We start from the raw sequence: 23,951 nt of genomic DNA, 5'->3' as shown, positions 1-23,951 counted from the left end.
CCGACCCATCTCCCTTGTCTTTCCGGGGCACCGGAAGGGTTCTCCCTCCAGTCTGTGCGGCTCTGCCGAGGCCGCCGCAGGGGCGAAGGACACCGGCCGGGCATCCGTGCGGCCCGGCTTCCCGGGGCCGCACGGACGCCGGTGACGCCCCACCGGTCCCTGCCTGCCGGGTCCGGGACTCTCTCCCCGCTGCCGTTCCCCGGGGCCGGGGCTACTGTTTGGACAGAGGAAACGGTCGAATCCTCCTTATCCGGGCGGAGGGTCCATGAGCGCTGTGCATCACGAAGGTGGCGAAGGTCCCGGACATCTGCCCCGTATGCAGCTCGACGACCTGCTGGAAGAACTGCAGGTACGGATCGACGCCGTACGCGGCACCCGCGACCGTGTCCACAGCCTGCTCGAAGCGGTGCTCTCGGTCGGCCAGGAGCTGGAGCTCTCCCAGGTGCTGCGGCGCATCGCGGAGGCGGCCGTACTGCTCGTCGACGCCGAGTACGGCGCGCTCGGGGTGGTCGGGGAGGACGGGAAGCTCGCCCAGTTCATCCCGGTGGGCGTGACCGACGGGCAGACGGAGGCCGTCGGCCCCCTGCCCGAGGGGAAGGGGCTGCTCGCCGAACTGATCAACAACCCGGTGCCCCAGCGGCTCCCCGAGCCGGCGCAGCACCCGTCCTCGCGGGGTCTCCCCTCGCCCCATCCGTCCATGCGCCCCTTCCTCGGCGTCCCGATCCGGGTACGGGAGGAGGTCTTCGGCAACCTCTACCTGGCCGAGAAACGTGACAGCAAGGAGTTCGACAGCGAGGACGAGACCGTGCTGTCGACCCTCGCCGCGGCGGCGGGCGTCGCCATCGAGAACGCCCGGCTGTACGAGGAGGCCCGCTACCGGCAGCGCTGGATGGAGGCGAACGCGGAGGTCACGCGGGCACTGCTGTCCGGCGTCGGCGAAAGGCGCGTCCTCGGGCTGATCGTCGAACTGGCCCGCACGATCCTCTCGGCCGACCTGGGCGTCCTGGCACTGCCCGAGAACGGCGGTGACGCCCTGAGAGTCGTCGTCGCCGCCGGGACCGACGCCGAACTGCACCGGGGGCTGCTGCTGCCGCGCGAGGGTTCCTTCGTGGGCGCCGCCGTCGACGCAGGTGAGGTCACCACCAGCGGGGACGTGGAGCACGACTCGCGCATCACGGCCGGCCCGCCGCGCTGGAGCGGACTGGGGCCGGCCGTGGCCGTTCCCATGATCGCTGAGGACAGCGCGAAGGGAGTGCTGCTGCTCGCCCGCACGAAGCCGCGCCAGCCGTTCGCCGACACCCAGACGGCGCCGCTCAGCGCGTTCGCCGGGCAGGCGGCCGTGGCCATGGAGCTCGCGGAACGACGGCGAGACGCCGAGCAGATCACCCTGTTCGAGGACCGGGACCGCATCGCACGTGACCTGCACGACCTGGCGATCCAGCGGCTGTTCGCCACGGGGATGACCCTGCAGAGCGCGATGCGCTTCGTCGACCACCCCAAGGCGGCCGATCGTCTGATGAGAGCCGTCGACGACCTCGACGCGACCATCAAGATCATCCGCTCGACCATCTTCGGTCTGCGGGCGCACGATGCCGACCCGGGCGGGGAAGGGCTGCGCAGCCGCCTCACGGAGGCGGTGCAGGACGTCGTCTCCGCGCTGGGTTTCACCCCGGCGCTGCGCATGGAGGGGCTGCTCGACACGGAGGTCCCCGCCGACGTCGCCGACGAGGCCGTCGCCGTACTGCGGGAGGCCCTCTCGAACGCCGCCAGGCACGCCGAGGCGGGTTCCGTCGAAGTGTCGGCCGAGGCGACGGGGGAGACGTTCACGCTGCGCGTCGTGGACGACGGTGTGGGCATGCCCCACGAGGTGCGCAGCAGTGGACTGCACAACCTGGGCGAGAGGGCCGACCGCCTCGACGGCGAGCTGCGGCTGGAGACGCCGGAGGGAGGCGGAGGCACCGCAGTCGTCTGGCGGGTGCCCCTGCACGGGCGGACCGGCTGACCTCGACGGGGGGGGGGAAGGGCCCGGGAGGGCAGAGCTTCGTGGAGAGTCCGGGGAGAGCTTCGGGGAGAGCGTCGGGGCGGATGACAGGCTCAGCCACCGTGCCTGCTTACCGGCCCGGCCGTGGACCGGTGGACCGGGGGACGAGTGGCTGAGCCACTCACCGCCGCCGGTCAGTGTCCACCGTGCCGGTCCCTGTCCTGCGAATGCGCCTGTGTGGCGAGCACGGCCGCCTGTACGCGCCGTTCGACGCCCAGCTTCGCCAGGAGCCGCGAGATGTGGTTCTTCACGGTCTTCTCCGACAGATAGAGGCGCTTGCCGATCTCCTGGTTCGTCAGCCCCTCCCCGATGAGTTCGAGGATGTCCCGCTCGCGGGGAGAGAGGTCCGCGAACGCGCTCTGCCCGCGGTCCTCCTCCTGGGACTCCGGGGCGCGCAGGCTGCCCATCAGCCGGGCAGTGGTCGCGGGGTCGAGCATCGACTGCCCCGCGGCCACTGTCCGTACCGCCGAGATCAGGTCGGACCCCTTGATCTGCTTGAGCACGTAGCCCGAGGCACCCGCCATGATCGCGTCCAGCAGGGCTTCGTCGTCGTCGAACGAGGTGAGCATCAGACAGGCCAGCTCCGGCATGCGCGAGCGCAGCTCACGGCAGACGGTCACGCCGTCACTGTCGGGCAGCCGGACATCGAGCACCGCCACGTGCGGACGCAGGGCCGGACCGCGTGTGAGGGCCTGCTCGGCCGTCCCGGCCTCCCCGACGACGTCGATGTCCGCCTCCGACTCCAGCAGGTCGTGCACTCCGCGCCGCACGACCTCGTGGTCGTCGAGCAGCAGGACCCTGATGGGGTTCTGCTCGGAGAACGTGCGCAGATCGCTCATGGGTGCCTCGTGATTCCGTTGTGGGCGGCTGCGTCCCCGGGCTTCGCGGGACCTCCGGGACCTCCGGGATCTCCGGGACTCCGGGATCTCTCGGTCTCCCGGCTTCTCGGCGTCCCGCCCGGGCTTGTGACGGCTCCCGAGAATCGTCACTCCGCGGACCGCGGGCGGAATAGGGCCGATCGGGCACGACCAGGACGATGCGCGGGCCATCCGTACCCGTGGTGGTGGCCCCTCCGGCCCTCACCCCGCCCCGAGTGCGCGTGTGACGGTGCTTTCCGTGGCCGGTTTGCCGCCTGTGAGGGGAGTCGGCACATGAGGACCAGGAAGTGGCTGTGGCGCTGGCGCGGCAACCCGCTCAAGCGCCGCTCCGACCGGGCCGAGGCCTGGGTGGTCATGGCGACGGGGGCAGTCATGGCGGTCAGCGCCCCACTCACCGGAGCGATGGCTTCGGGCGCGCTGGCCGACGGCCTGAGCGACCGCTCGCAGATGCGTCCCGCCTCGGCCGTCCTGACACAGAACGCACCCAGCACCGACGGGCTCGCGACCGTCAACAAGAACCCCACCGTGCCCGCCAGGGTCAAGTGGAAGGCGTCCGACGGCGACACCCGCACCGGCCGCGCCCCGGTGGAGGCGGGCACCCCGGCGCGGACGAAGGTCACGATCTGGCTCGACAACCGCGGCGAACCGCGCCAGCCGCCCCCCGGCCCGGGGGAGATCACCGGCGAGAGCACCGCCGCCGGCGCTGCGACGGCCGTGGCCACGTGCTTCGTCGTCGGGAGCGGCTGCTGGCTGGTGCGGCGGCGCATCGACTCCGTGCGTGCCAAGCAGTGGGAGCGGGAGTGGGCCTCTGTCGGCCCCTGGTGGACCAAGCGGGAGTAGCCCGCCTGCGTGGGGACACCCTGCGTGGCGTGGGGGACTGAGGGGACTCCGGGGGCTCCATGCGCTCGCGCCCCGGCTGTGTCGCGGTTCCCGCCCGGCTCCGGCTGGAGCCTCCGGGAACGAGCCTCCTGGCACGAGGGCACGAGCCTCCGGATACGAGGGGTCCTCCGCATACGAGGCGCGCGGACCTCAGGGCACGATGTCGAGCACGTCCCGCACGGCCCGGCGCTGTGTACGCGGCCGCAGCGGTCCGTACCCCAGCCGGATCACCATCTGGACGGGCCCGGAGCCCCAGACGGGATCGCGCAGCAGCCAGCGCAGTTCGGGACGCTCCAGTGCCTGCGTCGCGAACGAACTCGCCAGCCCCTCACGCGTGGCCACCAGCAGCACGCGCTCCATGGCCTGTCCCGCCACGAGCCAGTCCTCCGCGTGGTCGCGGTCGGTGTAGATCAGACCCAGGTGCGGCATGTGTTCGAACTCCGCCGCGCCCGCGTCGGTCTCCGCCCGCCCGCGGGCGAAGTCGCGTACAGGTGCACGGCCGTCCCGCCTTCGCGGGCCGAGGCTGTGTTCGGGTACGCCGTCAAGGAGTGAGCCCGGTGCCTCGTCCGGGTCCGTGAGGGTCACTCCCGTACGGACCCACCGCTCCTCGTCCGGATCACCGTGGTGCTCCGAGTCCAGCTCGGCCTCCTCGATCAGTTCGAGGACGAGAGCCAGGTGCCAGCCCGAGAGGAAGGTCATCCTCGCGCCCTCCGCACGGGCCTGGTCGACCAGCAGGTTCACCAAGGAGACGGGAATGGGCCGCTCGGCGAAGGGGTAGCGGTTGGTGCGCCGCTCACCGATCGCGTTGTGAAGCCCGGCCAGGTGGTGGTCCAGGGTGTCCGACGCTTCGGTCAGCTCCACGGACGCGAGTGTGCGCTGGTCCTCCGGGTCGGGCAGCAGCCTGACCACCGGACGGAACCCGGCGTGCTGCGCGGCCACCCTCAGGTTGAACAGCGCCGCACCGCAGCCGAGGTGCAGTGCGCGCAGCTGCGGGTCGGCGTGCGGCATGGCTCTGTCCAGGTCCGCACGAAGGGTGATGCTGTGGTCGGCACGCCGGTAGCGGAACCGCCAGGGCTGTGCGTTGTGCATGGAGGGTGCCGTGGAGGCATCGCGGACCAGGCTCTCGACCACCTCGTCGTCGGCGAATGAGGTGGGGTTCATGACTCGCTCCTCGCGTCCGGTCCCGGGCGCCGTTCGGTGATCCCGGTCTCACTGGACAGCCTCCTGCGAGCGGACGGTGGGAGCCGAGGGCCCGGGAGTACCCGAAGAGGGGCCGAATGTCCCCTGCTGCCGCGCTCACCGGTCTGCCGGCTCCTGCGCGGCGTCCCCGGGGAGGACCCCGTCAGCCGTGCGGACCCCGCTGACGGCCGTGCCGCACACGGCGGCACCCCGCCCACGCGGACGGGGTGCGCCGGGGGTTGTGCGGTTTCCGGCTGTAAGGGTCGCGGCCGTGCGGCTGCGGGTCCGCGGGACCGTCAGTAGCTGAGCCCGTGCCCGAACTCGTAGAGCGTCCCTTCCGGGTCGTCCAGAGCCGGGATGCTGACGGGAAGCTTCCCGGCCGGGTTGATCTCGCCGTAGAGCGCCTTGTCCACGGAGGCGATGGAGAGCTTGCCGTAGGAGAAGGTCGCCAGGCAGGCACGGACGTCCGGGAAGCGCTGGACGTCGTAGGCGTTGCGGACGGCGACCGCGACGACCGGTGTGCCGGTCTCCATGAGCGCCTTGACCAGCGCGGCCTGGGCGGCGCCCTTGTCGGCCGCCGACGCGGCGGCGTTCGTCAGGACGACGGCCACGTCGTGGTCGCGGGCGGCGGCAGCCGCCTCGTCGATCTTCGCCGCGTCGGGTGCCGCTCCTGTCTCCAGCGGGGTGGCGGACTGGCCGGCACGCTTGCCGACCGCACCGGCCAGTCCGGCGACCTGATCGCTGCCCCAGCCGGTGACCAGGACGGACCGCTCGCCGCCGGTCAGGGGCAGTGCGCCGTCCTCGTTCCGTACGAGGGTGACCGTGCGGTCGGTGATGCGGGCGGCGTCCGCGGCGTGGCGGCGGTTGCCCACGACCCGTTCGGCGCGCGCCTCGTCGACGTACGGACGGGGGAAGAGGCCGTTGCGCAGCTTGTGTTCGAGGATGCGCAGCACCGAGGCGTCCAGCCGGGACTCGGGGATGTCGCCGGAGGTGACGGCTTCGAGGACGGCGGCGTGCGCCGTGTCCGTCTCCGGAGCGAGTACGAGCTGGTCGCATCCGGCCTGCAGCGCACGCACCGGGGCGATGTCCGGCGGGAAGTCCTCGGTCGCGCCGCCCATGTCGAGGGCGTCGGTGACGATGAGGCCCTCGAAGCCCAGCTCCTCGCGGAGCAGACCGGTGACGATGGGCTTCGACATCGTGGCGGGAACCTCGCTGGAGTCCAGTGAGGGGACGACGATGTGCGCCGTCATGATCGTGTCGACGCCCCGTGCGACGGCCGCCCGGAACGGCGGCAGGTCGATGGTCTCCAGTTCCTCGCGCGTGTGTGTGATCACGGGCAGGCCGCTGTGGCTGTCGACGTCCGTGTCGCCGTGACCGGGGAAGTGCTTGGCGGCGCTGGCGACTTCGCCACGGTGGTAGCCGCGTACGGAGTCCGAGACGAGGGTGGAGCACAGGCCCGGGTCGGAGCCGAAGGAGCGGACGCCGATGATCGGGTTGTCCGGGTTGATGTTGACGTCCGCGACGGGGGCGTAGTTCTGGTTGATGCCCATCGCGGCCAGCTCGGTCCCGATGATCTCCGCCGAGCGGCGGACGTCCTGGCGTGAACGGCCCGCGGCCAGCGCCATGTTGCCCGGAAGCTGGGTCGCCGGCTCCGTCATGCGGAAGACAACGCTTCCGCCCTCCTGGTCGATGGAGATCAGGAGCGGGACGCGGGCGCCGGCGCGCAGGGCGGCGCGCTGCAGCCCGTTGGAGAGGCCGGCGATCTGGCGGGGTTCCTTGAGGTTGTCCGGGCCCCGGCGGGCGTCGAAGTAGATCACCCCGCCGGGCCGGTACTTGGCGACGACCTCAGCCGGTGTCGAGACTCCGTACAGCTCCTTGTTCTTGGCGTGCGAGGTGTCTGCGGAAGTGCCGTAGACCTCGACGACGAAGAGCTGGCCGATCTTCTCCTTGAGCGACATGCGCTTGAGGGCGGCGCGTGCTGTGCGCCGGGTGCGTTCGTCCGTACCGGCAGCGTGTGCCGTACCGGCCTGAAGACCGAACGCCGCCGCGACACCCGCGGCGCCGGCTCCGGCGAGGATCTGTCTGCGGGTGGTGGACTGGTGCGGCTGCGGCGGCTTCTGCTGCATCGGGGCTGCTCCTCACACGGGCGCCGTGGAGACGGGCGTACGGGAGCGGACATCGTTTCAGCGGGGGTGCGCGGAGGACCAGACGCCGCGCTGATGTTCATCGGTCCAGTCCACTGGTGGGGAGCGGCGGTTGCCGGGGCCGTCCCCTGAGGGGATGGGGTGGGCGAGCCGCACCGCCGGCTTGGCCGGTGGGTGGCGGCCCGCGCGTTCGGGCTGCGCCCGTGCGGCCGTACGGAGCGGACGTCCGGATGCCCGGACGTGTGAGATTTCCGGGCGCCGGGACGGTCGGAAGTCCCGAGGCGGCGCCGGCTCACGGCAGGGCTGTGACGCGGAACACAGCACGGGATCGAAATAAGCGGGGAGGAAGTCCCCGTTCTTGTCTGTGTCCCGGCGAAACGGGGACCAGCTCCCCGGGTCGGTGACCGAGAAGAGGCCAGGCCATGAACAGCACCGCGAGCACTGCGAGTACCACGGGCACCGTGAGCACCACGGGTACCGCGAGCCCGGGGCGCGCGGCCCCCAGGGCGCGGGCGGACGCCGCCCGCAACCGCGAGCGGATCGTCGCCGCCGCGCGGGAGGCATTCGTCGTCCACGGGGCGGACGCCCCCCTCGACGAGATCGCGCGGCGCGCAGGAGTGGGCAACGCCACCCTCTACCGGCACTTTCCCGACCGCCGCACGCTCGTGCACGGCGTCGTGCTCGCTGTGACGGAACGGATCGCGGACAGGGCGCAGGCCGCGCTCACCCGGACCGGCGCGGCCCACGGGACGCCGGCGGCAGACCCGTCCGAAGTCGCCGATGCCTTCGAGGCGTTGACGCAGTTCGTCTTCGCAGCCGTCGAGGAGCGGATCGGCGCGCTCTGCCCGATGCTCTCGCAGGGATTCGACCGGGGCGATCCCCAACTGCTCGCCGGCAGAGAGCGCCTGGAGGGACTGGTGGCGGAACTCGTCCGGCGTGCCAAGTCCGCCGGGCAGCTGAGGACCGACGTGGAGACCGGGGACCTGCTCCTCGCCGTCACCCAGCTCACCAGACCGCTGCCGGGCACCGGCTGCGCCGAGATCGCACGCTTCGTCGACCGCCATGTGCAGCTCTTCCTCGACGGGCTGCGCGCCCCGGCGCGGTCCGAACTGCCCGGCCACGCCGCCACCTTGGAGGAGCTGCGCACCCCCGCGTGAGACATCGGGACCTCTCGGCCGCCTGAGGCGCCCGCGCTGCTGCCCGTACTCACCCGTCCCACCCCTCTCACCGCGCTCACCGAACCGACCGCCGATCCCGCCGGTCCGGGCCCGGCGCAGCCATGTCCTCGCGGGGACAAATGACTCTTTGTCCGCGCTTCGTCACCCCTCCGTCAACGCTCTCCACCTCGTCGTTCACCCACAAGCACCGTGAGGCAGGCACACCCATGCCCAGAACAGACCAGATCCCCGCCGTCACCGGCGGCGACACCGCCCCCGACCCGAGACGCTGGAGCGCGCTCGTCTTCATCGCGCTCGCCCAGCTGATGGTCGTCCTCGACGCGACCATCGTGAACATCGCCCTCCCCTCCGCACAGGCCGACCTCGGAATCTCCGACGGCAACCGGCAGTGGGTCATCACCGCCTACGCCCTCGCCTTCGGCGGACTGCTGCTCTTCGGCGGCAGGATCGCCGATCTGTGGGGCCGCAGACGGACCTTCGTCGTGGGGCTGACCGGCTTCGCACTCGCCTCCGCGCTGGGCGGCGCGGCACCCGGCGAGGCCGTACTGCTCGCCTCCCGTGCGCTCCAGGGCGTCTTCGGCGCGATGCTCGCGCCGGCCGCGCTGTCGCTGCTCACGGTGACGTTCACCGACGGCAGGGAACGGGCGAAGGCGTTCGGGGTCTTCGGCGCCATCGCGGGAGGCGGCGGCGCGATCGGCCTGATTCTCGGCGGCGTGCTGACCGAATACCTGGACTGGCGCTGGACCTTCTTCGTCAACATCCCCTTCGCCGCCGTCGCCGCACTGGGAGCGCTGCTGGTCATACGGGAGCCCGCGAGCGCCCGCAACCGCTCCTCACTCGACATCCCCGGCGTGGTGCTCTCCACGCTGGGTCTGGTCGCTCTGGTCTACGGCTTCACCAGGGCGGAGGCACACGGCTGGGGTGACGGCGGCACCGTCGCGCTGTTCGTGGCGTCCGTGCTGCTGCTCGGCGCGTTCGTGGGCGTCGAGAGGGGGGTGAGGGCGCCGCTGCTGCCGCTGCGCGTCCTCACGGACCGCAACCGCGCGGGGGTCTACCTCTCGCTCGGCCTCGCCGTGATCGCGATGTTCGGGCTCTTCCTCTTCCTGACGTACTACCTGCAGGTCGTGAAGGGGTACTCCCCGGTCAGGACCGGCATCGCCTTCCTTCCCATGATCGTCGGCATGATCACCGGATCGACGCAGATCGGGGCGCGGCTGATGACGCGAGTGCGTCCGCGGCTGCTGATGGGACCCGGCTTCGTACTGGCCGCAAGCGGCATGCTGATCCTCACGCAGCTCGAGGTGGACAGCTCGTACACGACGCTGATCCTCCCGGCCGAGCTGCTGATGGGGCTCGGCATGGGCACGGCGTTCATGACGGCGATGTCGCTCGCCACGATCGGCGTCGAACCGCGCGACGCGGGGGTTGCCTCCGCCATGGTCAACACCTCGCAGCAGGTGGGCGGCGCCATCGGGACCGCGCTGCTGAACACCGTCGCGGCCAGCGCCTCCGCCTCGTGGATCGCCGCTCGCTCGGCGGGCGCCACGGGTGAGCAGTCCCGGCTGCTGGTGGCGCAGGGAATGGTGCACGGCTACACCACCGCCATCTGGTGGGCCGTGGGCATCCTGCTGACCTCGGCTCTCATCGCCCTCACGCTGGTGACGGCCCGGGGGCAGGGCAGCGGCGCTGTCCGGCAGGGCGGCACCCGTGACGGCGGCGGGCGCGTCCGTGGCGGCGGCAGGCCGACCGGGGATTCAGAGGCGGGGACGTACGAGGCGGGGATGTCCAAGGCGGGGACGTACGAGGCGAGGCCGGACGAGGAGGGGGAGGGCACAGCGCGGACGGACGATGCGGGGGAGGAGCCTGCGCCGGTGCCGGCGCGCTGAGCCGAGCCCTCCGCGGTGCGGGGGCGAGGACGCCGACGGGCCCGTGACCGCTGAGGTCACGGGCCCAGCGGCTTCTCGTAACGCTGCACGTCGTAGTAGCGGCCGAACTTCCTGCCGGCCTCGTGGTACGTGCCGACCAGTTCGAAGCCGAAGCGTTTGTGCAGCCGCACCGAGGCATCGTTGGGGACGGTGATGCCCGCGTACGCGCGGTGCAGGTCCTGGCCCTCGAGGGCGGCGAAGAGACGCCCGTAGAGCAGGGAGCCCACTCCGAGCCCCGACGCACCGGGCGCCAGATAGACACTGGTCTCCACGGAGGTGCTGTACGCGGCACGGGGACGGAACTGGCTGCTCGTGGCGTAACCGAGAAGTTGGCCGGAAGCAGGCCCGCCCCCTCCGGCCGCGGCGGGGGTGCCGCCGGACCGTCCGGAGCCGTCGTGCTTTCCGGGATCTTTCTGGTCCTGCCCGCGCCGCAGGGCAACCAACAGACGGTACGGGCCGTCTTCAAGGTGTGAGAGCAACCAGTCACGCCGCTCCTCGGGCGTGAACGGCTCCGTGTCGAAGGTGGCCGGTGACTCACGGACGTAGTGGTTGTAGATGTCGGTCAGCGCTTCGAGGTCTTCCTCGGCGCCCACTCTGACCAGTATCTCCGAGGTCTCTCCCACTCAGGACTCCTTCAGGTGGGCGGACAGGGTACTGCATGATCAGGAAAATGACGCGGCCGTTGGGAATTAAGTCCGGTTTCCACTCGTTGTTTCCTACGGATGGGGGCACCCGGGGAGTGTTCAGCCACCAGCCACCACTCAAGAGTCACCGACCGGATTGAGTCCACTCGCAAGGGAGCACGCATGGCAACCCGTGCCGTCGCCCGTCGTCAGGCCACCGAGACCGGTGCCAATGACACGGCAAGCAGTGTTCGCGCCGCAGGCAGTGAAGTCGCGGACCGCGACCTGGTCGGCATGTATCTCGACGAGATCGCCCGTACACCACTGCTCGATGCGGCGAAGGAAGTCGAACTCTCCCTCGCCATCGAGGCGGGGGTGTTCGCCCGCCGAATACTGGACCAGGAAGAGGAGCCGGTGAGCGCCGACTCCGCGAGCGCGACCGCGACCCGCGAGGAGCTCGAAGCCATCGTGGCCGAGGGGGAGCGTGCCAAGGACGTCTTCATCCGGTCCAACCTCCGGCTCGTCGTCGCTGTCGCCAGGCGTTACCCGCGGAGCGGACTGCCGTTGCTCGACCTCATCCAGGAGGGCAACGCGGGTCTGGTCCGCGCGGTGGAGAAGTTCGACTACCGCAAGGGCTTCAAGTTCTCCACATACGCGACCTGGTGGATCCGTCAGGCCATCACGCGCTCGATCGCCGACCAGTCGCGCACGATCCGGCTTCCCGTGCACCTCGTGGAGGAGCTGGGGCGCATCCGGCGCGTCCAGCGCGAGTTCAACAGGGAGAACGGGCGAGAGCCGGAGCCTTCCGAGGTCGCGGCCGAGCTGAACTCCACGCCGGAGCGCGTCGTCGACGTCCTGGACTGGGCACGCGACCCGGTCAGCCTGAACATGTCCGTCGACGAAGAGGGCGAGACGCAGTTCGGTGACCTGCTGGAGGACACCTCGGCGGCGTCGCCGGAGCAGTCGGTGCTGACGCTGCTGCGCCGGGAGGAGCTGGACGGGCTCATCGGACGCCTCGACTCGCGTACGGCCTCCATCATCAAGGCCCGCTACGGCATGGTCGACGGACGGGAGCGCACGCTCACGGAGGTCGGCAAGCAGCACGGGCTGACGCGTGAGCGAATCCGGCAGATCGAGAAGCACGCCCTGCTGGAGCTGAAGAAGCTGGCCTCCGACACCGGCTTCGACGCCGCGGCGTGACGAGGGCCGCGGCGGACGACAGGGCGAAGACCGGAAGAGAACCCGAGAAAAACCGAAGACAGCGGCGGAGTTCGCGAGCCGCCCCATGACGAGCCCCGGTGCCCTCCCCCGAGCGCCGGGGCTCTTCCCTGCGCGGCCGCGCTGGCCGGCGGGTCCTGCTGTCCGCTGCGGGATGCCTGTCTGTGTCTGTTCGTGTGCCCAGATGTGTTTACTTTCCCGCAGCGGGACCGTAATGTTCGCGCCGAAGTCACACGTTCGGGCATGGAACGGACCTGAAGCCACATGTACGCACCGGAGCGCCAGCAGGAGATCCTCCGCCTCGCCCGTGAGCGCGGGCGGGTGGACGTTCTCTCGCTCGCGCACGATTTCCAGGTCACCGCCGAGACGGTCAGGCGTGACCTGAAGGCCCTGGACCGGGCGGGAGTCATCCGCCGGGTGCACGGCGGCGCGATCCCGGCGGGCAGGCTCGACTTCGAGCCCGACCTCGACGAGCGGGAGACGTCCGCCACCGGTGAGAAGGACCGCATCGCTCACGCCGCGCTCGACGAACTGCCCTCCGAGGGCAGCGTCCTGCTCGACGCGGGGTCGACGACCGCCCGGCTGGCCGCGGCTCTTCCCGTCGACGCCGCATTCACTGCCGTGACCCACGCCCTCCCCCTGGCCGCCGGGCTCGCCGACCACCCCGGTATCGACCTGCACATCATCGGCGGGCGAGTACGGCACCGCACCCGCGCCGCCGTCGACGCCTGGGCGCTGAGGACCTACGGCGAGATCAACGCGGACCTCCTCCTCCTGGCCACCAACGGCTTCTCCCTCGACGGCGGGCTGACCACACCCGACCTCGCGGAAGCGGCCGTCAAACGCGCCTCGATACGAGCCGCCCGCAGGGTCGTGCTGCTGGCCGACTCCAGCAAGTTCGGGCGGGAGCACTTCGCGCGCTTCGGCGACGTCGCCGACGTCGACCTGATCATCACCGACACCGGTCTCGGCCCGGAGGACGCCCGAGCCATCGAAGCCAAGGGTCCGCAGGTGAGGCGGGTATGAACGGCGTGACCGGCGCAAGCGGCGAGAGCACCGTCCTCACCGTCACTCCCAACCCCAGCCTGGACCGTACGTACGAGATACCCGGACTGGCCCGCGGCGCCGTGCTGCGGGCCGGGGACGACAGGGTCGACCCGGGCGGCAAGGGCGTCAATGTCTCCCGGGCCCTGGCCGCGGCTGGACGCCGCACCGTGGCCGTGCTCCCTCTCGGCGGGCCCGAAGGGGATCTGCTCGCACGGCTGCTGGGGGAGCGCGGCATCGAGGTCGCCGGAGTTCCCCTACGGGAGTCGACCCGTGTGAACATCTCCCTCGCCGAGCCCGACGGCACCCTCACGAAGATCAACGCTGCCGGTCCCGAACTCACCACCGCCGAGGCGGAGGCCCTGCTGGAGACGGTGGGTGACCGGGCCGCCGTCGACGGCGCCGCCTGGACCGTCTGCTGTGGCAGCCTTCCGCGCGGACTGCCCCCCGAGTGGTACGCGGGACTCGTCGCACGTGCCCACACCAGCGGAGTACGGATCGCCCTGGACACCTCCGGGCCCGCACTGGCCGCAGCGCTGCGCGAACGGCCCGACGTGGTCAAACCGAACGCCGACGAACTGGCCGAGGCCGCCGGCCGTTCCCTGGCCACTCTGGGTGATGCGGTCAAGGCCGCCGAGGAGCTGCGGGACGCGGGCGCCGGCGCCGTACTCGCCAGCCTCGGTGCCACCGGGCAGCTGCTCCTCGACAGCACCGGCACGTACTTCGGCAGCGCCCCCGCCGTCACCGTACGCAGCGACGTGGGAGCCGGGGACGCCTCGCTGGCGGGGTTCCTCGCGGCCGGAGGCAGCGGGCCCGGGGCGCTCACGCAGGCCGTCGCGCACGGCGCGGCGGCCGTACAGCTTCCCGGCAGCGAGATGCCGCGCCCCGTCGACCTGCGCCCCGATGCCGTCCGCGTGACGAGCGAACTCCCCTTGGACCACCCCTTGGGCCGCCCCCTGCCCCACCACACCGATGGAGCTGTGCGATGAACCAGCTGATCACCGCGGAGCTGGTCGACCTCGACCTGACCGCGGCCGACAAGGACGAAGCCGCGCGCTCGCTCGCCGAGCGGATGTTCGCGGAGGGCCGTGTCACCGACCTCGAGGGATTCCTCGCCGATGTGGCTGCCCGCGAGGCGCAGATGCCGACGGGCCTCGAAGGCGGCATCGGCATACCTCACTGCCGCAGTGCCCATGTCACCGTGCCCACGCTGGCGTTCGGCCGTCCTGCCGCGCCCGTCGACTTCGGTGCCACGGACGGGCCGGCCGACCTGATCTTCCTGATAGCCGCTCCCGACGGAGCCGACAGCGACCACCTCGGCATCCTCTCCGGCCTCGCCCGGCGCCTGGCCGACGAGGACTTCACAGGGGCGCTGCGCGCCGCCGCCGACCCGGACAGGGCCGCGGCCCTCATCCGCGGCGACGCCCCGCAAGAGGGCGGTGCCGAGCCGGAACCGCCACGGACGGCGGCGGACGAGGAGGCGGCGTCCGGTGCGAGGCCCGGGACGGAGCCCGCTGAGCAGAGCGGGGGTTCGCCGGGCGAGGACCCGAAGGCCCAGGATTCCCCGAGCGCGGCGGGAGACGCCCGCCCCTTCCGCATCGTGGCCGTCACGTCCTGCCCCACCGGAATCGCCCACACCTACATGGCCGCCGAATCCCTGCAGCGGGCAGGTCAGGAAGCGGGTGTCGAGGTAGCCGTGGAGACCCAGGGCTCGGCCGGGTTCGACCGGCTCGACCCCGCGGTCATCGCCGCAGCCGACGGAGTGATCTTCGCGCACGACGTCGAGGTCCGCGAGAAGGAGCGCTTCGAGGGCAGGCCGACCGTGGACACCGGGGTGAAGGCCGCGGTGAACCGGCCGGCGGAGCTCATCGAGGAGGTCCGCGGCAAGGCCGCACGGGGTGAGATCCCCGAGCCGTCCGGGAATCCCGCCCCGATGGACGGCGCCGGCGACCGGGAGGACGGATTCGGTACGCGGCTGCGCAAGTGGCTGATGACCGGCGTGAGTTACATGGTCCCGTTCGTTGCGGCGGGCGGTCTGCTGATCGCTCTCTCCTTCGCCGTCGGCGGATACGAGATCGCCGACGCCAAGTCCGTGGCCGACCACTTCGTCTGGACCGAGGCCCACAGCTGGGCCGCCCTGCTCAATCAGGTCGGCGGTCTCGCCTTCAGCTTCCTGGTTCCGGTACTCGCCGGATACATCGCCTACGGCATGGCGGACCGGCCGGGACTGGTGCCGGGATTCGTGGGCGGCGCCGTAGCGGTCGAGATCGAGGCGGGTTTCCTGGGCGGCCTGGTGGCCGGTCTGGTGGCGGGTGCCGTGGTGATGGCGATCCAGCGGGTGGCCATCCCGTCCGTGCTTCGCGGCATCATGCCCGTGGTCGTCATTCCGCTGATCTCCGCGGCGGTCGTGGGAACGCTGATGTTCGTGCTGATCGGTGCTCCCATCGCTTCCGCGCAGAAGGCCATGACCGACTGGCTCGGCGGTCTCACCGGGACCAACGCCGTCCTGCTGGGGCTGCTGATCGGGCTCATGATGTGCTTCGACCTCGGCGGCCCCGTCAACAAGGTGGCGTACACCTTCGCCACCGGAGGCATCGCCACCGCAGACCCCGGCACCGGCAGCCTGACCGTGATGGCCGCGGCCATGGGTGCCGGGATGGTCCCGCCGCTCGGCATGGCACTCGCGACGGTCGTACGCAGCAGGCTCTTCAGCAAGGCCGAACGCGAGAACGGCAAGGCGGCATGGGTGCTGGGCGGTTCCTTCATCACCGAGGGGGCCATCCCCTTCGCCGCCGCCGACCCGCTGCGCGTCATTCCCTCCGCCATGGCGGGAGGCGCCGTGACCGGTGCTTTGACCATGGCCTTCGGCAGCACGCTCCGGGCGCCGCACGGAGGCGTCTTCGTCGTACCGCTGATCGGCTCTCCGCTGCAGTACCTCGTGGCCATCGCCGCCGGCACGGCGGTCACCACCGCGCTGGTCGTGGTCCTCAAGGGCGCCCGCAACAGGACGGGTCCGGCGGGGGCGCAGCTCCCGGACGCCGCAGGCAGCGGGCCCGCCGGTGCCCGTGACGGCGCCGCCGTCCCGGCAGCGGCCCCCGGCGCCGGGGTGGGTGACGGCGGGTCCGGCAGCGGCGAGTCCGCCGGCGAGGGCAGGACCGGCAGCGGCGGCGGTGTCCACGTGTCCGCCTGAGCGGCTCGGCGTCAGCCGCCCCGCCGCCCGTAGAGGTCGCGGTAGGAGGGGAAGACGCCGCCCGGTCCGTCCACCCCCTCCGCCGCGAGCACCGCCTTCACCACCGCCCTGGTCAGCACATCCGCCCCGGCAGCAAGCAGGTCGTTCAACTGCTCGCCCTCCAGCGGACGTTCGCCGGTCGCGAGGGTGAAGACGGTGTCCCCGTCGTGCATGAGATGCACGGGCCGCAGGGAGCGGGCCAGCCCGTCGTGCGCCGTGCCCGCCAGTTTCTGCGCCTGTGCCCGTGTGAGGGCCGCGTCCGTCGCGATCACGGCGAGTGTGGTGTTGAACGGCGGGCGTAGTACCCCCGCCGACCGGGAGGCCGTCTCCTCCTGCGCCGCCGCAAGCCGCCGCAGCGCTTCCGCATGCACACGGCCCTCGGGAAGCGGGGGAGGAGGTCCGTCCCACTGCTCCCCGTACAGTGCGCCGGTGGCCGGGTCCAGTGCGGAGCCCGCCGCGTTGACCGCCGCGAGCACTCCCACCGTCACCCCCGAGGACAGCAGTGCGCTCGCCGAGCCGATCCCGCCCTTGAGACCGCCCACCACGGCACCGGTACCCGCACCCGCATTGCCCTGGACCACGAGCGCTCCCGGCTCCGTACGCGCGGCCGCCTCGGCGGCTTCCCTTCCCAGCGCCGCGTCCGGACGGGCCCGCCAACGCCCGCCGCGCCCCAGGTCGAAGAGGACGGCCGCGGGAACCACGGGCACCACCTGCGCGGGGTCGGCTCCCACGCGCACCCCGCGGCCCTGCTCCTCCAGCCAGCTCATCACGCCGGCGGCGGAGTCGAGTCCGAAGGCGCTGCCACCGGTGAGCACCACCGAATGGATGCGTTCCACGACGTTCCGGGGGTCCAGGGCGTCCGTCTCCCTCGTGCCGGGAGCGCCGCCGCGCGAGTCGACCCCGGCGACGGCGCCGTCCTCGGGTGCCAGTACCACTGTCGTCCCGGTCAGCCAGCCGTCCCCGGCCCGCTGCGCGTGCCCCACCCGCATGCCCCGTACGTCCGTGAGCGCGTCCTGAATCGTCATGCGGCATGGATACCAGGCCCGCGGGCGCCCCGTACGCTGGAGCCATGAGCACCGGTTCGCACAGGCACGCAGACCCCGCAGCCGCGCTGGACTTCGGTGATCCGCTGAGCATGCGCTCCGCGGACGACACCGACAGCGGCTGGGGCGACGCGGCGGGCGGCTCCACCGCCCGCCCCGCGGGCAGCGGCACCGCCGACGCCGCGGCGGACCTGGCCCGCTTCCTGGACGAGAAACCGCCCCACCACCTGTGACGCAGGCGCGCTACTGCTTCTCGGTGTTCACCCCGTCGCGCTCGCGCTGCCGCACCACGGAGTCCTCCCCGCCTCCGGCGGTCGCCCTCTCGCCGTTCTGCTGGGCGGCGATCAGGTCGCGGATCTCCGCCAGCAGGTCGATCTCGCTCAGCTCCGGCGGCGCTTCGGGCACCGGGTTCTTCGCTGCCTGCCGCTCCTTGTACTTCGACATCGGCAGGATCATCAGGAAGTAGACGACGGCGGCCGTGATCAGGAAGGTCAGGGACGCGCTGATCACCGGCCCCCAGTTGATCGGGATGCCACTCGTCACCTCGCCGGTCGCTTCGTTGATCTCGCACGGCGCCTTGAGGCAGGACCTGTACTTGTCCAGGTCCTTCGTCCCCACCGCGCCCACCAGCGGATTGATCAGTCCCTTGACGACCGAATCCACGATCTTGCTGAAAGCGGTGCCGATGACGACGGCGACGGCCAGCTCGACCACGTTGCCGCGCATCAGGAATTCCCTGAATCCTGCCAGCAGACTCTTCTTCTCGCTCTGGGGAGCAGACTCCACGCTCTTCGACCTGCCTCTTCCTGAATCCGTTCCGGTACCGGTGCACCGTACGGGCCCGGCGCCGGCTCAGCACAGCGTCACCGCCAGCCGGCCGCTGACGGCGGTCCCGGCGAGAGTGGTGGCGGTCCCGCGCGGGACCCTGAGCACGACGAGCGCTCCGTCGGCCGGATCAGTCTCCACGGACTTCGGCACCCGAGCCACCAGGGCACCCTTGGCGATCACCCGGGCCCGGCCCGGATCGTCCGTGCCGGCGATCACGTCGACGCGGTCTCCCGGGCGGAGCAGCGCGACAGTGGCGGCGTCCGCGATGCGCACCGGAGCTGAGACGTCCGGAGCCGGGCGCGACCGGCCGCCGCGCGGCGAGCGCCCGGGTGCCTTCTGTGCGGCGCCTGACGACGCTGCCGCTGTCTCCCGCTCGGGGCCGGGACGTGTCTCGCCGCGGTCACCACGAGGAGCGAAGGCGGCCATCGCGGCCGCCGCGACGGCGAGCCCGGCAGCGGTGAAGTGCCGTCTGCGGTGCAGCAGTCGGCGCATGCGGTGCCTGCCGTGCCCGCCCCCCGCCCGTACGGGGGTGAGCTCGGGCACCACGCACTGTGCGTGGGCTGCCATGCCGTCGCGGCCCGGGTGGCGGGCCTCGCCCTCGTCGCTGCCGGGTTCGTCGTTTCGGGGCACCGCGCTCACCGCCTGCCGTCGGAGTTCAGGACTTCCGGGCACACGTTGCCCGAACTCGACGAAATGCGCTGAGTGCTGTGGATGACGCGGCAATTGTGGAAAAAGCCGTCACTCACCCCTGTCGTGCGGAGCCGTCACCGGCCGGTCGGGGGTGGTGCCGTCCCCGGGGCAGTGCCGTCCCGGAACAGGCCGTCCCGGAACAGGCCGTCCCGGGGGAGCGCGGCACGGGAGAGTGCCGCTCGTGCAGTGCCGTCCCGGGGACGGCGTTCTCCGCGAGCGGTAGGCGGGTCAGGGGAGTTCGATGCCCGGGTCGAGCCCGCCCAGGCCGTGAGCGCAGTCGCAGGTGCGCTCGGCCGGCAGCCTGCCCACGGCGTCGAAGAGCACCTTGCGCAGCCGTCCGACGTTCTCCCCGAAGACCCGCAGCACCTCTTCGTGCGATACCCCCTCGCCCGTCTCGGCTCCGGCGTCCAGGTCGGTGACGAGGGTGAGGGAGGAGTAGCAGAGCCCGAGCTCGCGGGCCAGGGCGGCCTCGGGGTGGCCCGTCATGCCGACCACCGACCAGCCCTGTGCGGCGTGCCATTCGGATTCGGCGCGGGTGGAGAAGCGGGGTCCTTCGACGACGCAGAGCGTGCCGCCGTCCACCGCGTCCCAGCCGTGTGCGTCAGCGGCGTCCAGGGACGCCCTTCTGCCCGCCTCGCAGTAGGGATCGGCGAACGTGAGGTGCACGACGTTGGGGACGGAGCCGTCCGGCAGCGGCTCACCGTCGAAGAACGTCTGCACGCGCGACTTGGTCCGGTCGACCAACTGGTCGGGCACCAGCAGCGTCCCCGGCCCGAACTCGCGGCGCAGCCCGCCCACGGCGCAGGGCCCGAGCACCTGCCGGACCCCGGTGGACCGCAGGGCCCACATGTTGGCGCGGTAGTTGATGCGGTGCGGCGGCAGGTGGTGTTTACGGCCGTGGCGCGGCAGGAAGGCGACGCGCCGCCCGGCCAGTTCGCCGAGGAAGAGGGAGTCGCTCGGCCGGCCGTACGGGGTGTCGACAGTGATCTCTGTCACGTCGTCGAGGAAGGAGTAGAAGCCGGAACCGCCGATGACGCCGATCTCTGCCTGTTCGCTCATGCGGGCCACCCTACGGGCAGCCCGCGAGCGGGCCGGTGCCGGGCCGCACAGTGCCCGGCGCGGGCGTCACGCGGCCGAAGTCCCCGCCTTGCTCGCGCTCTTGGAGGGGCTGTCGCCGGACGAGGAGCCCTGCTTGGAGGAGCCCGAGCTGCCGGAGTCGGAGGAACTCTTCTCCGAAGAGGAGGACGAGGAAGAGGACTCCGAGGAGGACGAGGAGCCCTCTCCGTTGCTCTTGGACGAGGAGTCCGAGGAGCCGGCGGCCGCGCCCGACGACGAGCTGCGGCTGTCGTTGCGGTAGAAACCGGAGCCCTTGAAGACGATGCCGACGGCCGAGAACACCTTCTTCAGGCGGCCCTGGCAGTCGGGGCACTCGGTCAGCGAATCCTCGGTGAACTTCTGCACCACCTCGAGGCCCTCGCCGCACTCGGTGCACTGGTACTGATACGTCGGCACGTTCATCCTCCTGGCACTCTTACTCGGTGAGTGCTAACGACGATCCATAGTGCAGTATTCCCGCGTCTCAGTCCACCGCGACAGGTGGACGGTGACCCACCCCACGCCCCGGCGGACGTCCGCCCGTACGGTCCTCCAGCCACCGCCGGAAGGCGACGAGGGCGGTCAGGGCAAGGCCCGTACCGGCGAGCGGCGCGAAGAACCCGGCGCTCGCGCCGAAGCCGTCCGCCAGCTGCCCCGCCGCCATCGAACCCGCTGCCTGCCCCAGCGCCACGGCCCCCGTGAGCCAGGTGAACGCCTCGGTGCGTACGCCCGCCGGCACGAGCAGTTCCACCAGCGTGAAACTCGTGATCATGGACGGTGCGACGCACAGTCCCGCCAGCACGCCGAGCGTGCCCAGCAGCGTGAGCCAGGGCGCCACTTGAGCCGTCGCGGCCAGCGCCACAGTCGCGACGACGAGCACCGGATAGGCGATCAGCAGCCGGACGTGCGGGGGCCGCCTCCAGCGGACGGCTCCGGCGGCGAGGGCGGCGAGCATGTTGCCCGCGGCGAAGACGCCGTACAGCACGCCGTTGAGTTCCGGCTTCCCCGCGTGCTCCGTGAACGCCGCCACCGAGACTTGCATGCCGCCGAAGACGGTGCCGATTCCCAGCAGCGCGGGGATCAGCACGCGTACGCCCGGAACGCTCAGCGCCGAGTGCCCGCCGCCTCCCTCCTCCGGTCCACGGCTGCGCGCGGCACCCGTTCCGGCGGTGGCGCTCCGCCCCTTGCGCCCCTTCCGTACGCTCCGCCCGCGCGTCGCGGGCTGTGTGCCGCGCTGCGCGGCGAAGAGCAGCCCGCCGCCCAGGATCATCGCGACCTCCGCGATCAGCCCCGCTGCCGGATGCACCCCTGTGCACAGCGCCGTCGCCAGAACCGGTCCGACGACGAAGGTGAACTCGTCGGTGACCGATTCGAAAGCGGCGGCGGTGTTCAGGAGCGACGAGCCCTCCTCCAGGCTCGCGGACCAGCGGGCCCGCACCATCGGACTGATCGGAGGGGTGCTCGCACCGGCCGGCACGGCGGCCGCGACCAGCGCCCACAGCGGTGCCTCCCGCAGCGCGAGCACGATCAGCAGTGAGACCGAGAGGGCGTGCAGGAAGACACCGGGAACGAGGACGGTGCCCTGGCCGAAGCGGTCGGTGAGCTTGCCGCTCTGCGGTGCGAGGAGCGCCATGGCGACGCCCGAGGTGGCCGTGACGAGCCCGCCGGCGCCGTACGAGCCGGTCGTGTGCTCGACGAGCAGCACGGTGCCTATGCCGAGCATCGCTATGGGCTGCCGTGCCAGGAAGCCGGGGATCAGGAATCGCCAGGCGCCGGGTGTGCGCAGCAGTTCGCCGTAGCCGGGACGGCGTTCGCCGGTCGCGGTGGCCGGAGTTGCCACGGCCGGGCCTCTCTGCCGCCTGGTAGCGCTCCGTTCGCGCCGAGGGCTGTCCTCTCGCGCGGGATCTCCCTCTCGCGCCAGCCCTGCGTCAGGCAGGATCGGTGAAACAAGACTTTCCGACAGGAAGGATAACGGCCCGGACGGCGTTCCGGCTCCGGGCGGAGAGGGCCCGGTACGGGGTGCCGCGGAGGTGCGGCGCGGTCACGGGAGGCGGCGGGGTGAGACCCGACGACGTCCTCGGCCCGGCCGGGTTCGGCCGCGTTCCGGGGCTGTGCCGCTCCGGCCGGATCTCCCGTCCGGTGCCGCTGGGACCGCTGTCCGTCCGGACCGATCTCCCGTGCGGTGCCGCTGGGACGGATCTCCGTCCGGCCCGCCGTGCCCGCTCGGACGGAGACCGGTCCCCCTGCCGCGGACCGGTCTCCGTCCGCACCGTCGGCCGCTCAGACCCCCGGTGACTGCTTCAGCCAGCCGGCCAGCTTGCCGCCGCGTCCGACGTCCAGCAGCCGCTGCTCGGCCGCGTCCCTCACCTGGTCGGTGGTCACGACGAGCAGCTCGTCGCCGTGCCGCAGCACGGTCGTCGGCTGGGGGACGAAGCTCCTGCCCTCCCGTACGACCAGGGTGACCTCCGCGCCGGGCGGCATGCGCAGTTCGGTGACCTCGACGCCGTGCATACGGGAACGCTGCGGGATGGCCACCGACAGCAGGTGACCGCGGAGCCGTTCCAGCGGGGCGGACTCGATGTCGAGGTCGACGGGTTCCTCGCCGTCGCTCAGGCGCAGCTTGCGCGCGAGCCAGGGCAGCGTCGGCCCCTGCACCGCGGTGAAGATGATCACGAGCAGGAAGACGATGTTGAAGATGCGTTCGCTGCCCTCGACGTCGGCGACTCTCGGGATGGTCGCCATCACGATCGGCACCGCGCCGCGCAACCCCGCCCAGGACAGCAGCGCCTGGTCCTTCCAGCGCTGGTCGAAGGGCAGCATGCAGCAGACCACCGACAGCGGCCGCGCCACCATGGTGAGCACCAGTCCGATGGCGATCGCGGGCCAGAGGTCCGTGAGCAGATCGTGCGGGGAGACCAGCAGGCCCAGCAGCACGAAGAGGCCGATCTGGGCGATCCAGGCCAGCCCGTCGGCGAAGCCGCGTACGGCGGGACGGTGCGGCAGCCGTGCGTTGCCCAGGAACAGGGCGGTGACGTAGACGGCGAGGAATCCCGATCCGTGCACCATCGCGCTGCTGGCGTAGGCCAGCACGCACAGCGCCGTCACGGCGATCGGGTAGAGGCCGGAGGCGGGCAGCGCCACCCTTCCCAGCCCCAGTGCGCCCAGTTTGCCCACCCCGAGGCCGACGACCAGCCCGATGGCCAGCTCCAGCATGAGCTCCCCGACGAGTACGTACCAGTCGCCGACGGCGATGTGGAGCGTGGAGAGGGTGACCACGAGGATGACGACGGGTGCGTCGTTGAAGCCCGACTCCGCCTCCAGCACTCCGGTCAGCCGTTTCGGCAGCGGCACCTTCCGCAGCACGGAGAAGACGGCGGCGGCGTCGGTCGAGGAGACGACGGCGCCCATCAGCAGCGACGTCTGCCAGTTGAGTCCGACGAGATAGTGGGCCGCGCATGCCGTGACCGCCACGCTCACGCCCACGCCCACGGTCGAGAGCACCGCGGCGGCGGGCACCGAGGGGCGGATCTCGTGCCACTTGGTGCTCAGGCCGCCCTCGGTCAGGATCACCACCAGAGCGGCGTAGCCCAGGGTCTGTGTCAGTTCGGTGTTGCTGAACTGCACGCCGAGGCCGTCCTGTCCGAGGGCGATGCCGATGCCGAGATAGATCAGCAGGCTGGGCAGTCCGCTGCGGGAGGAGAGCTTGACGGCGGCGACCGCGAAGAGCAGGACGAGGGTGCTGAGGAGCAGGAGCTGGTTGAGGCGGTCGACAGTCAGGGGCGGATTCCTTCCTCGGTGGGGCGAAGTCCCTTTCAGGTGCGCGAGTTCGTTCGCGTGGCTAACAATTTACCATTGCTTGAATGTCCGGCCCGGTTCGCCCGTGACTCCCTGTGTAGCGCCGCGCATGCTCCGCCTATGGTGGCTCCCAGCGTGGATTCGCTCCCGCTCCGTACGCCC

Annotated in this window: 20 protein-coding genes; 9 read left to right on the top strand and 11 right to left on the bottom strand. The window is 71.6% G+C overall.

The genetic code is table 11. The features are described 5' to 3' along the window. Positions 1-265: 265 nt before the first annotated feature. On the top strand, positions 266-2,002 hold the full coding sequence (locus tag H343_RS0101215) for a GAF domain-containing protein (RefSeq protein WP_051264437.1): 1,737 nt from the start codon (positions 266-268) through the stop codon (positions 2,000-2,002). 173 nt (positions 2,003-2,175) lie between these two features. On the opposite strand, the gene H343_RS0101210 is transcribed toward H343_RS0101215, so the two are convergent. After that, positions 2,176-2,880 (bottom strand): response regulator transcription factor, encoded by a 705-nt coding sequence (locus H343_RS0101210; protein WP_028429649.1) that lies wholly within the window; start codon positions 2,878-2,880, stop codon positions 2,176-2,178. A 312-nt stretch (positions 2,881-3,192) separates the two neighbouring features. On the opposite strand from H343_RS0101210, the gene H343_RS34675 reads away from it, so the two are divergent. Beyond that, positions 3,193-3,759 (top strand): Rv1733c family protein, encoded by a 567-nt coding sequence (locus H343_RS34675; protein ID WP_028429648.1) that lies wholly within the window; start codon positions 3,193-3,195, stop codon positions 3,757-3,759. Between the two features lie 189 nt (positions 3,760-3,948). Here H343_RS34675 and H343_RS0101200 read toward each other — a convergent pair whose 3' ends face one another. Together H343_RS0101200 and H343_RS0101195 are read right to left on the bottom strand one after the other, a co-directional pair. Beyond that, the gene (locus tag H343_RS0101200) at positions 3,949-4,959 is read right to left on the bottom strand and encodes an Acg family FMN-binding oxidoreductase (RefSeq protein ID WP_037901811.1); all 1,011 of its coding nucleotides are present in this window, start codon (positions 4,957-4,959) and stop codon (positions 3,949-3,951) included. Positions 4,960-5,273: 314 nt separating this feature from the next. Further along, positions 5,274-7,103 (bottom strand): glycoside hydrolase family 3 protein, encoded by a 1,830-nt coding sequence (locus tag H343_RS0101195; protein WP_028429646.1) that lies wholly within the window; start codon positions 7,101-7,103, stop codon positions 5,274-5,276. A gap of 479 nt (positions 7,104-7,582) precedes the next feature. On the opposite strand from H343_RS0101195, the gene H343_RS0101190 reads away from it, so the two are divergent. Then, positions 7,583-8,278, top strand: a complete 696-nt coding sequence (locus tag H343_RS0101190; RefSeq protein ID WP_028429645.1) for a TetR/AcrR family transcriptional regulator — start codon at positions 7,583-7,585, stop codon at positions 8,276-8,278. A gap of 227 nt (positions 8,279-8,505) precedes the next feature. Next, positions 8,506-10,185 (top strand): MFS transporter, encoded by a 1,680-nt coding sequence (locus H343_RS28200; RefSeq protein WP_078504903.1) that lies wholly within the window; start codon positions 8,506-8,508, stop codon positions 10,183-10,185. Positions 10,186-10,241: 56 nt separating this feature from the next. Here H343_RS28200 and H343_RS0101180 read toward each other — a convergent pair whose 3' ends face one another. Then, positions 10,242-10,847, bottom strand: a complete 606-nt coding sequence (locus H343_RS0101180) for a GNAT family N-acetyltransferase (protein ID WP_028429644.1) — start codon at positions 10,845-10,847, stop codon at positions 10,242-10,244. A 183-nt stretch (positions 10,848-11,030) separates the two neighbouring features. Between H343_RS0101180 and H343_RS0101175 the strand changes: the two genes are divergently transcribed. From H343_RS0101175 to H343_RS28195, 4 genes are all read left to right on the top strand, one after another. Beyond that, complete coding sequence (locus H343_RS0101175; RefSeq protein WP_028429643.1) at positions 11,031-12,047, top strand: sigma-70 family RNA polymerase sigma factor; 1,017 nt, start codon at positions 11,031-11,033, stop codon at positions 12,045-12,047. 282 nt (positions 12,048-12,329) lie between these two features. Further along, positions 12,330-13,091 (top strand): DeoR/GlpR family DNA-binding transcription regulator, encoded by a 762-nt coding sequence (locus tag H343_RS0101170; protein WP_028429642.1) that lies wholly within the window; start codon positions 12,330-12,332, stop codon positions 13,089-13,091. Continuing rightward, positions 13,088-14,098, top strand: a complete 1,011-nt coding sequence (gene pfkB, locus H343_RS0101165; RefSeq protein ID WP_051264436.1) for a 1-phosphofructokinase — start codon at positions 13,088-13,090, stop codon at positions 14,096-14,098. Before H343_RS0101170 ends, pfkB begins: the two co-directional genes overlap by 4 nt. Further along, positions 14,095-16,299, top strand: a complete 2,205-nt coding sequence (locus H343_RS28195; RefSeq protein ID WP_078504902.1) for a fructose-specific PTS transporter subunit EIIC — start codon at positions 14,095-14,097, stop codon at positions 16,297-16,299. Before pfkB ends, H343_RS28195 begins: the two co-directional genes overlap by 4 nt. An 11-nt stretch (positions 16,300-16,310) precedes the next feature. Here H343_RS28195 and H343_RS0101155 read toward each other — a convergent pair whose 3' ends face one another. Further along, complete coding sequence (locus H343_RS0101155; RefSeq protein ID WP_028429640.1) at positions 16,311-17,363, bottom strand: P1 family peptidase; 1,053 nt, start codon at positions 17,361-17,363, stop codon at positions 16,311-16,313. A gap of 44 nt (positions 17,364-17,407) precedes the next feature. On the opposite strand from H343_RS0101155, the gene H343_RS0101150 reads away from it, so the two are divergent. Continuing rightward, positions 17,408-17,614: a hypothetical protein gene (locus H343_RS0101150; RefSeq protein ID WP_028429639.1), complete on the top strand. Its 207-nt coding sequence runs from the start codon at positions 17,408-17,410 to the stop codon at positions 17,612-17,614. A 10-nt stretch (positions 17,615-17,624) separates the two neighbouring features. Here the strand turns inward: H343_RS0101150 and H343_RS28190 are convergent, their stop codons facing one another. The 6 genes from H343_RS28190 to H343_RS0101115 all read right to left on the bottom strand — a co-directional run bounded on the left by H343_RS28190 (position 17,625) and on the right by H343_RS0101115 (position 23,810). After that, a complete protein-coding gene (locus tag H343_RS28190) occupies positions 17,625-18,107 on the bottom strand; it encodes a large conductance mechanosensitive channel protein MscL (RefSeq protein ID WP_051264497.1) in 483 nt (160 codons plus the stop codon). A 126-nt stretch (positions 18,108-18,233) separates the two neighbouring features. Then, entirely contained in the window at positions 18,234-18,839 is a 606-nt protein-coding gene (locus H343_RS0101140) for a hypothetical protein (protein ID WP_486586738.1), read from the bottom strand. A gap of 288 nt (positions 18,840-19,127) precedes the next feature. Continuing rightward, positions 19,128-19,958: an S-methyl-5'-thioadenosine phosphorylase gene (locus tag H343_RS0101135; protein ID WP_028429637.1), complete on the bottom strand. Its 831-nt coding sequence runs from the start codon at positions 19,956-19,958 to the stop codon at positions 19,128-19,130. Between the two features lie 66 nt (positions 19,959-20,024). After that, complete coding sequence (locus tag H343_RS0101130; RefSeq protein WP_028429636.1) at positions 20,025-20,411, bottom strand: FmdB family zinc ribbon protein; 387 nt, start codon at positions 20,409-20,411, stop codon at positions 20,025-20,027. A 67-nt stretch (positions 20,412-20,478) separates the two neighbouring features. After that, the gene (locus H343_RS0101125) at positions 20,479-21,834 is read right to left on the bottom strand and encodes an MFS transporter (protein WP_028429635.1); all 1,356 of its coding nucleotides are present in this window, start codon (positions 21,832-21,834) and stop codon (positions 20,479-20,481) included. 440 nt (positions 21,835-22,274) lie between these two features. Beyond that, complete coding sequence (locus H343_RS0101115) at positions 22,275-23,810, bottom strand: potassium/proton antiporter (RefSeq protein ID WP_028429633.1); 1,536 nt, start codon at positions 23,808-23,810, stop codon at positions 22,275-22,277. Between the last annotated feature and the right edge of the window lie 141 nt (positions 23,811-23,951).

The sequence above is a fragment of the Streptomyces sp. TAA204 genome, assembly GCF_000424965.1.
Note: the sequence above shows the minus strand (reverse complement) of the source record. Positions and strands in the feature narration are given on the sequence as shown.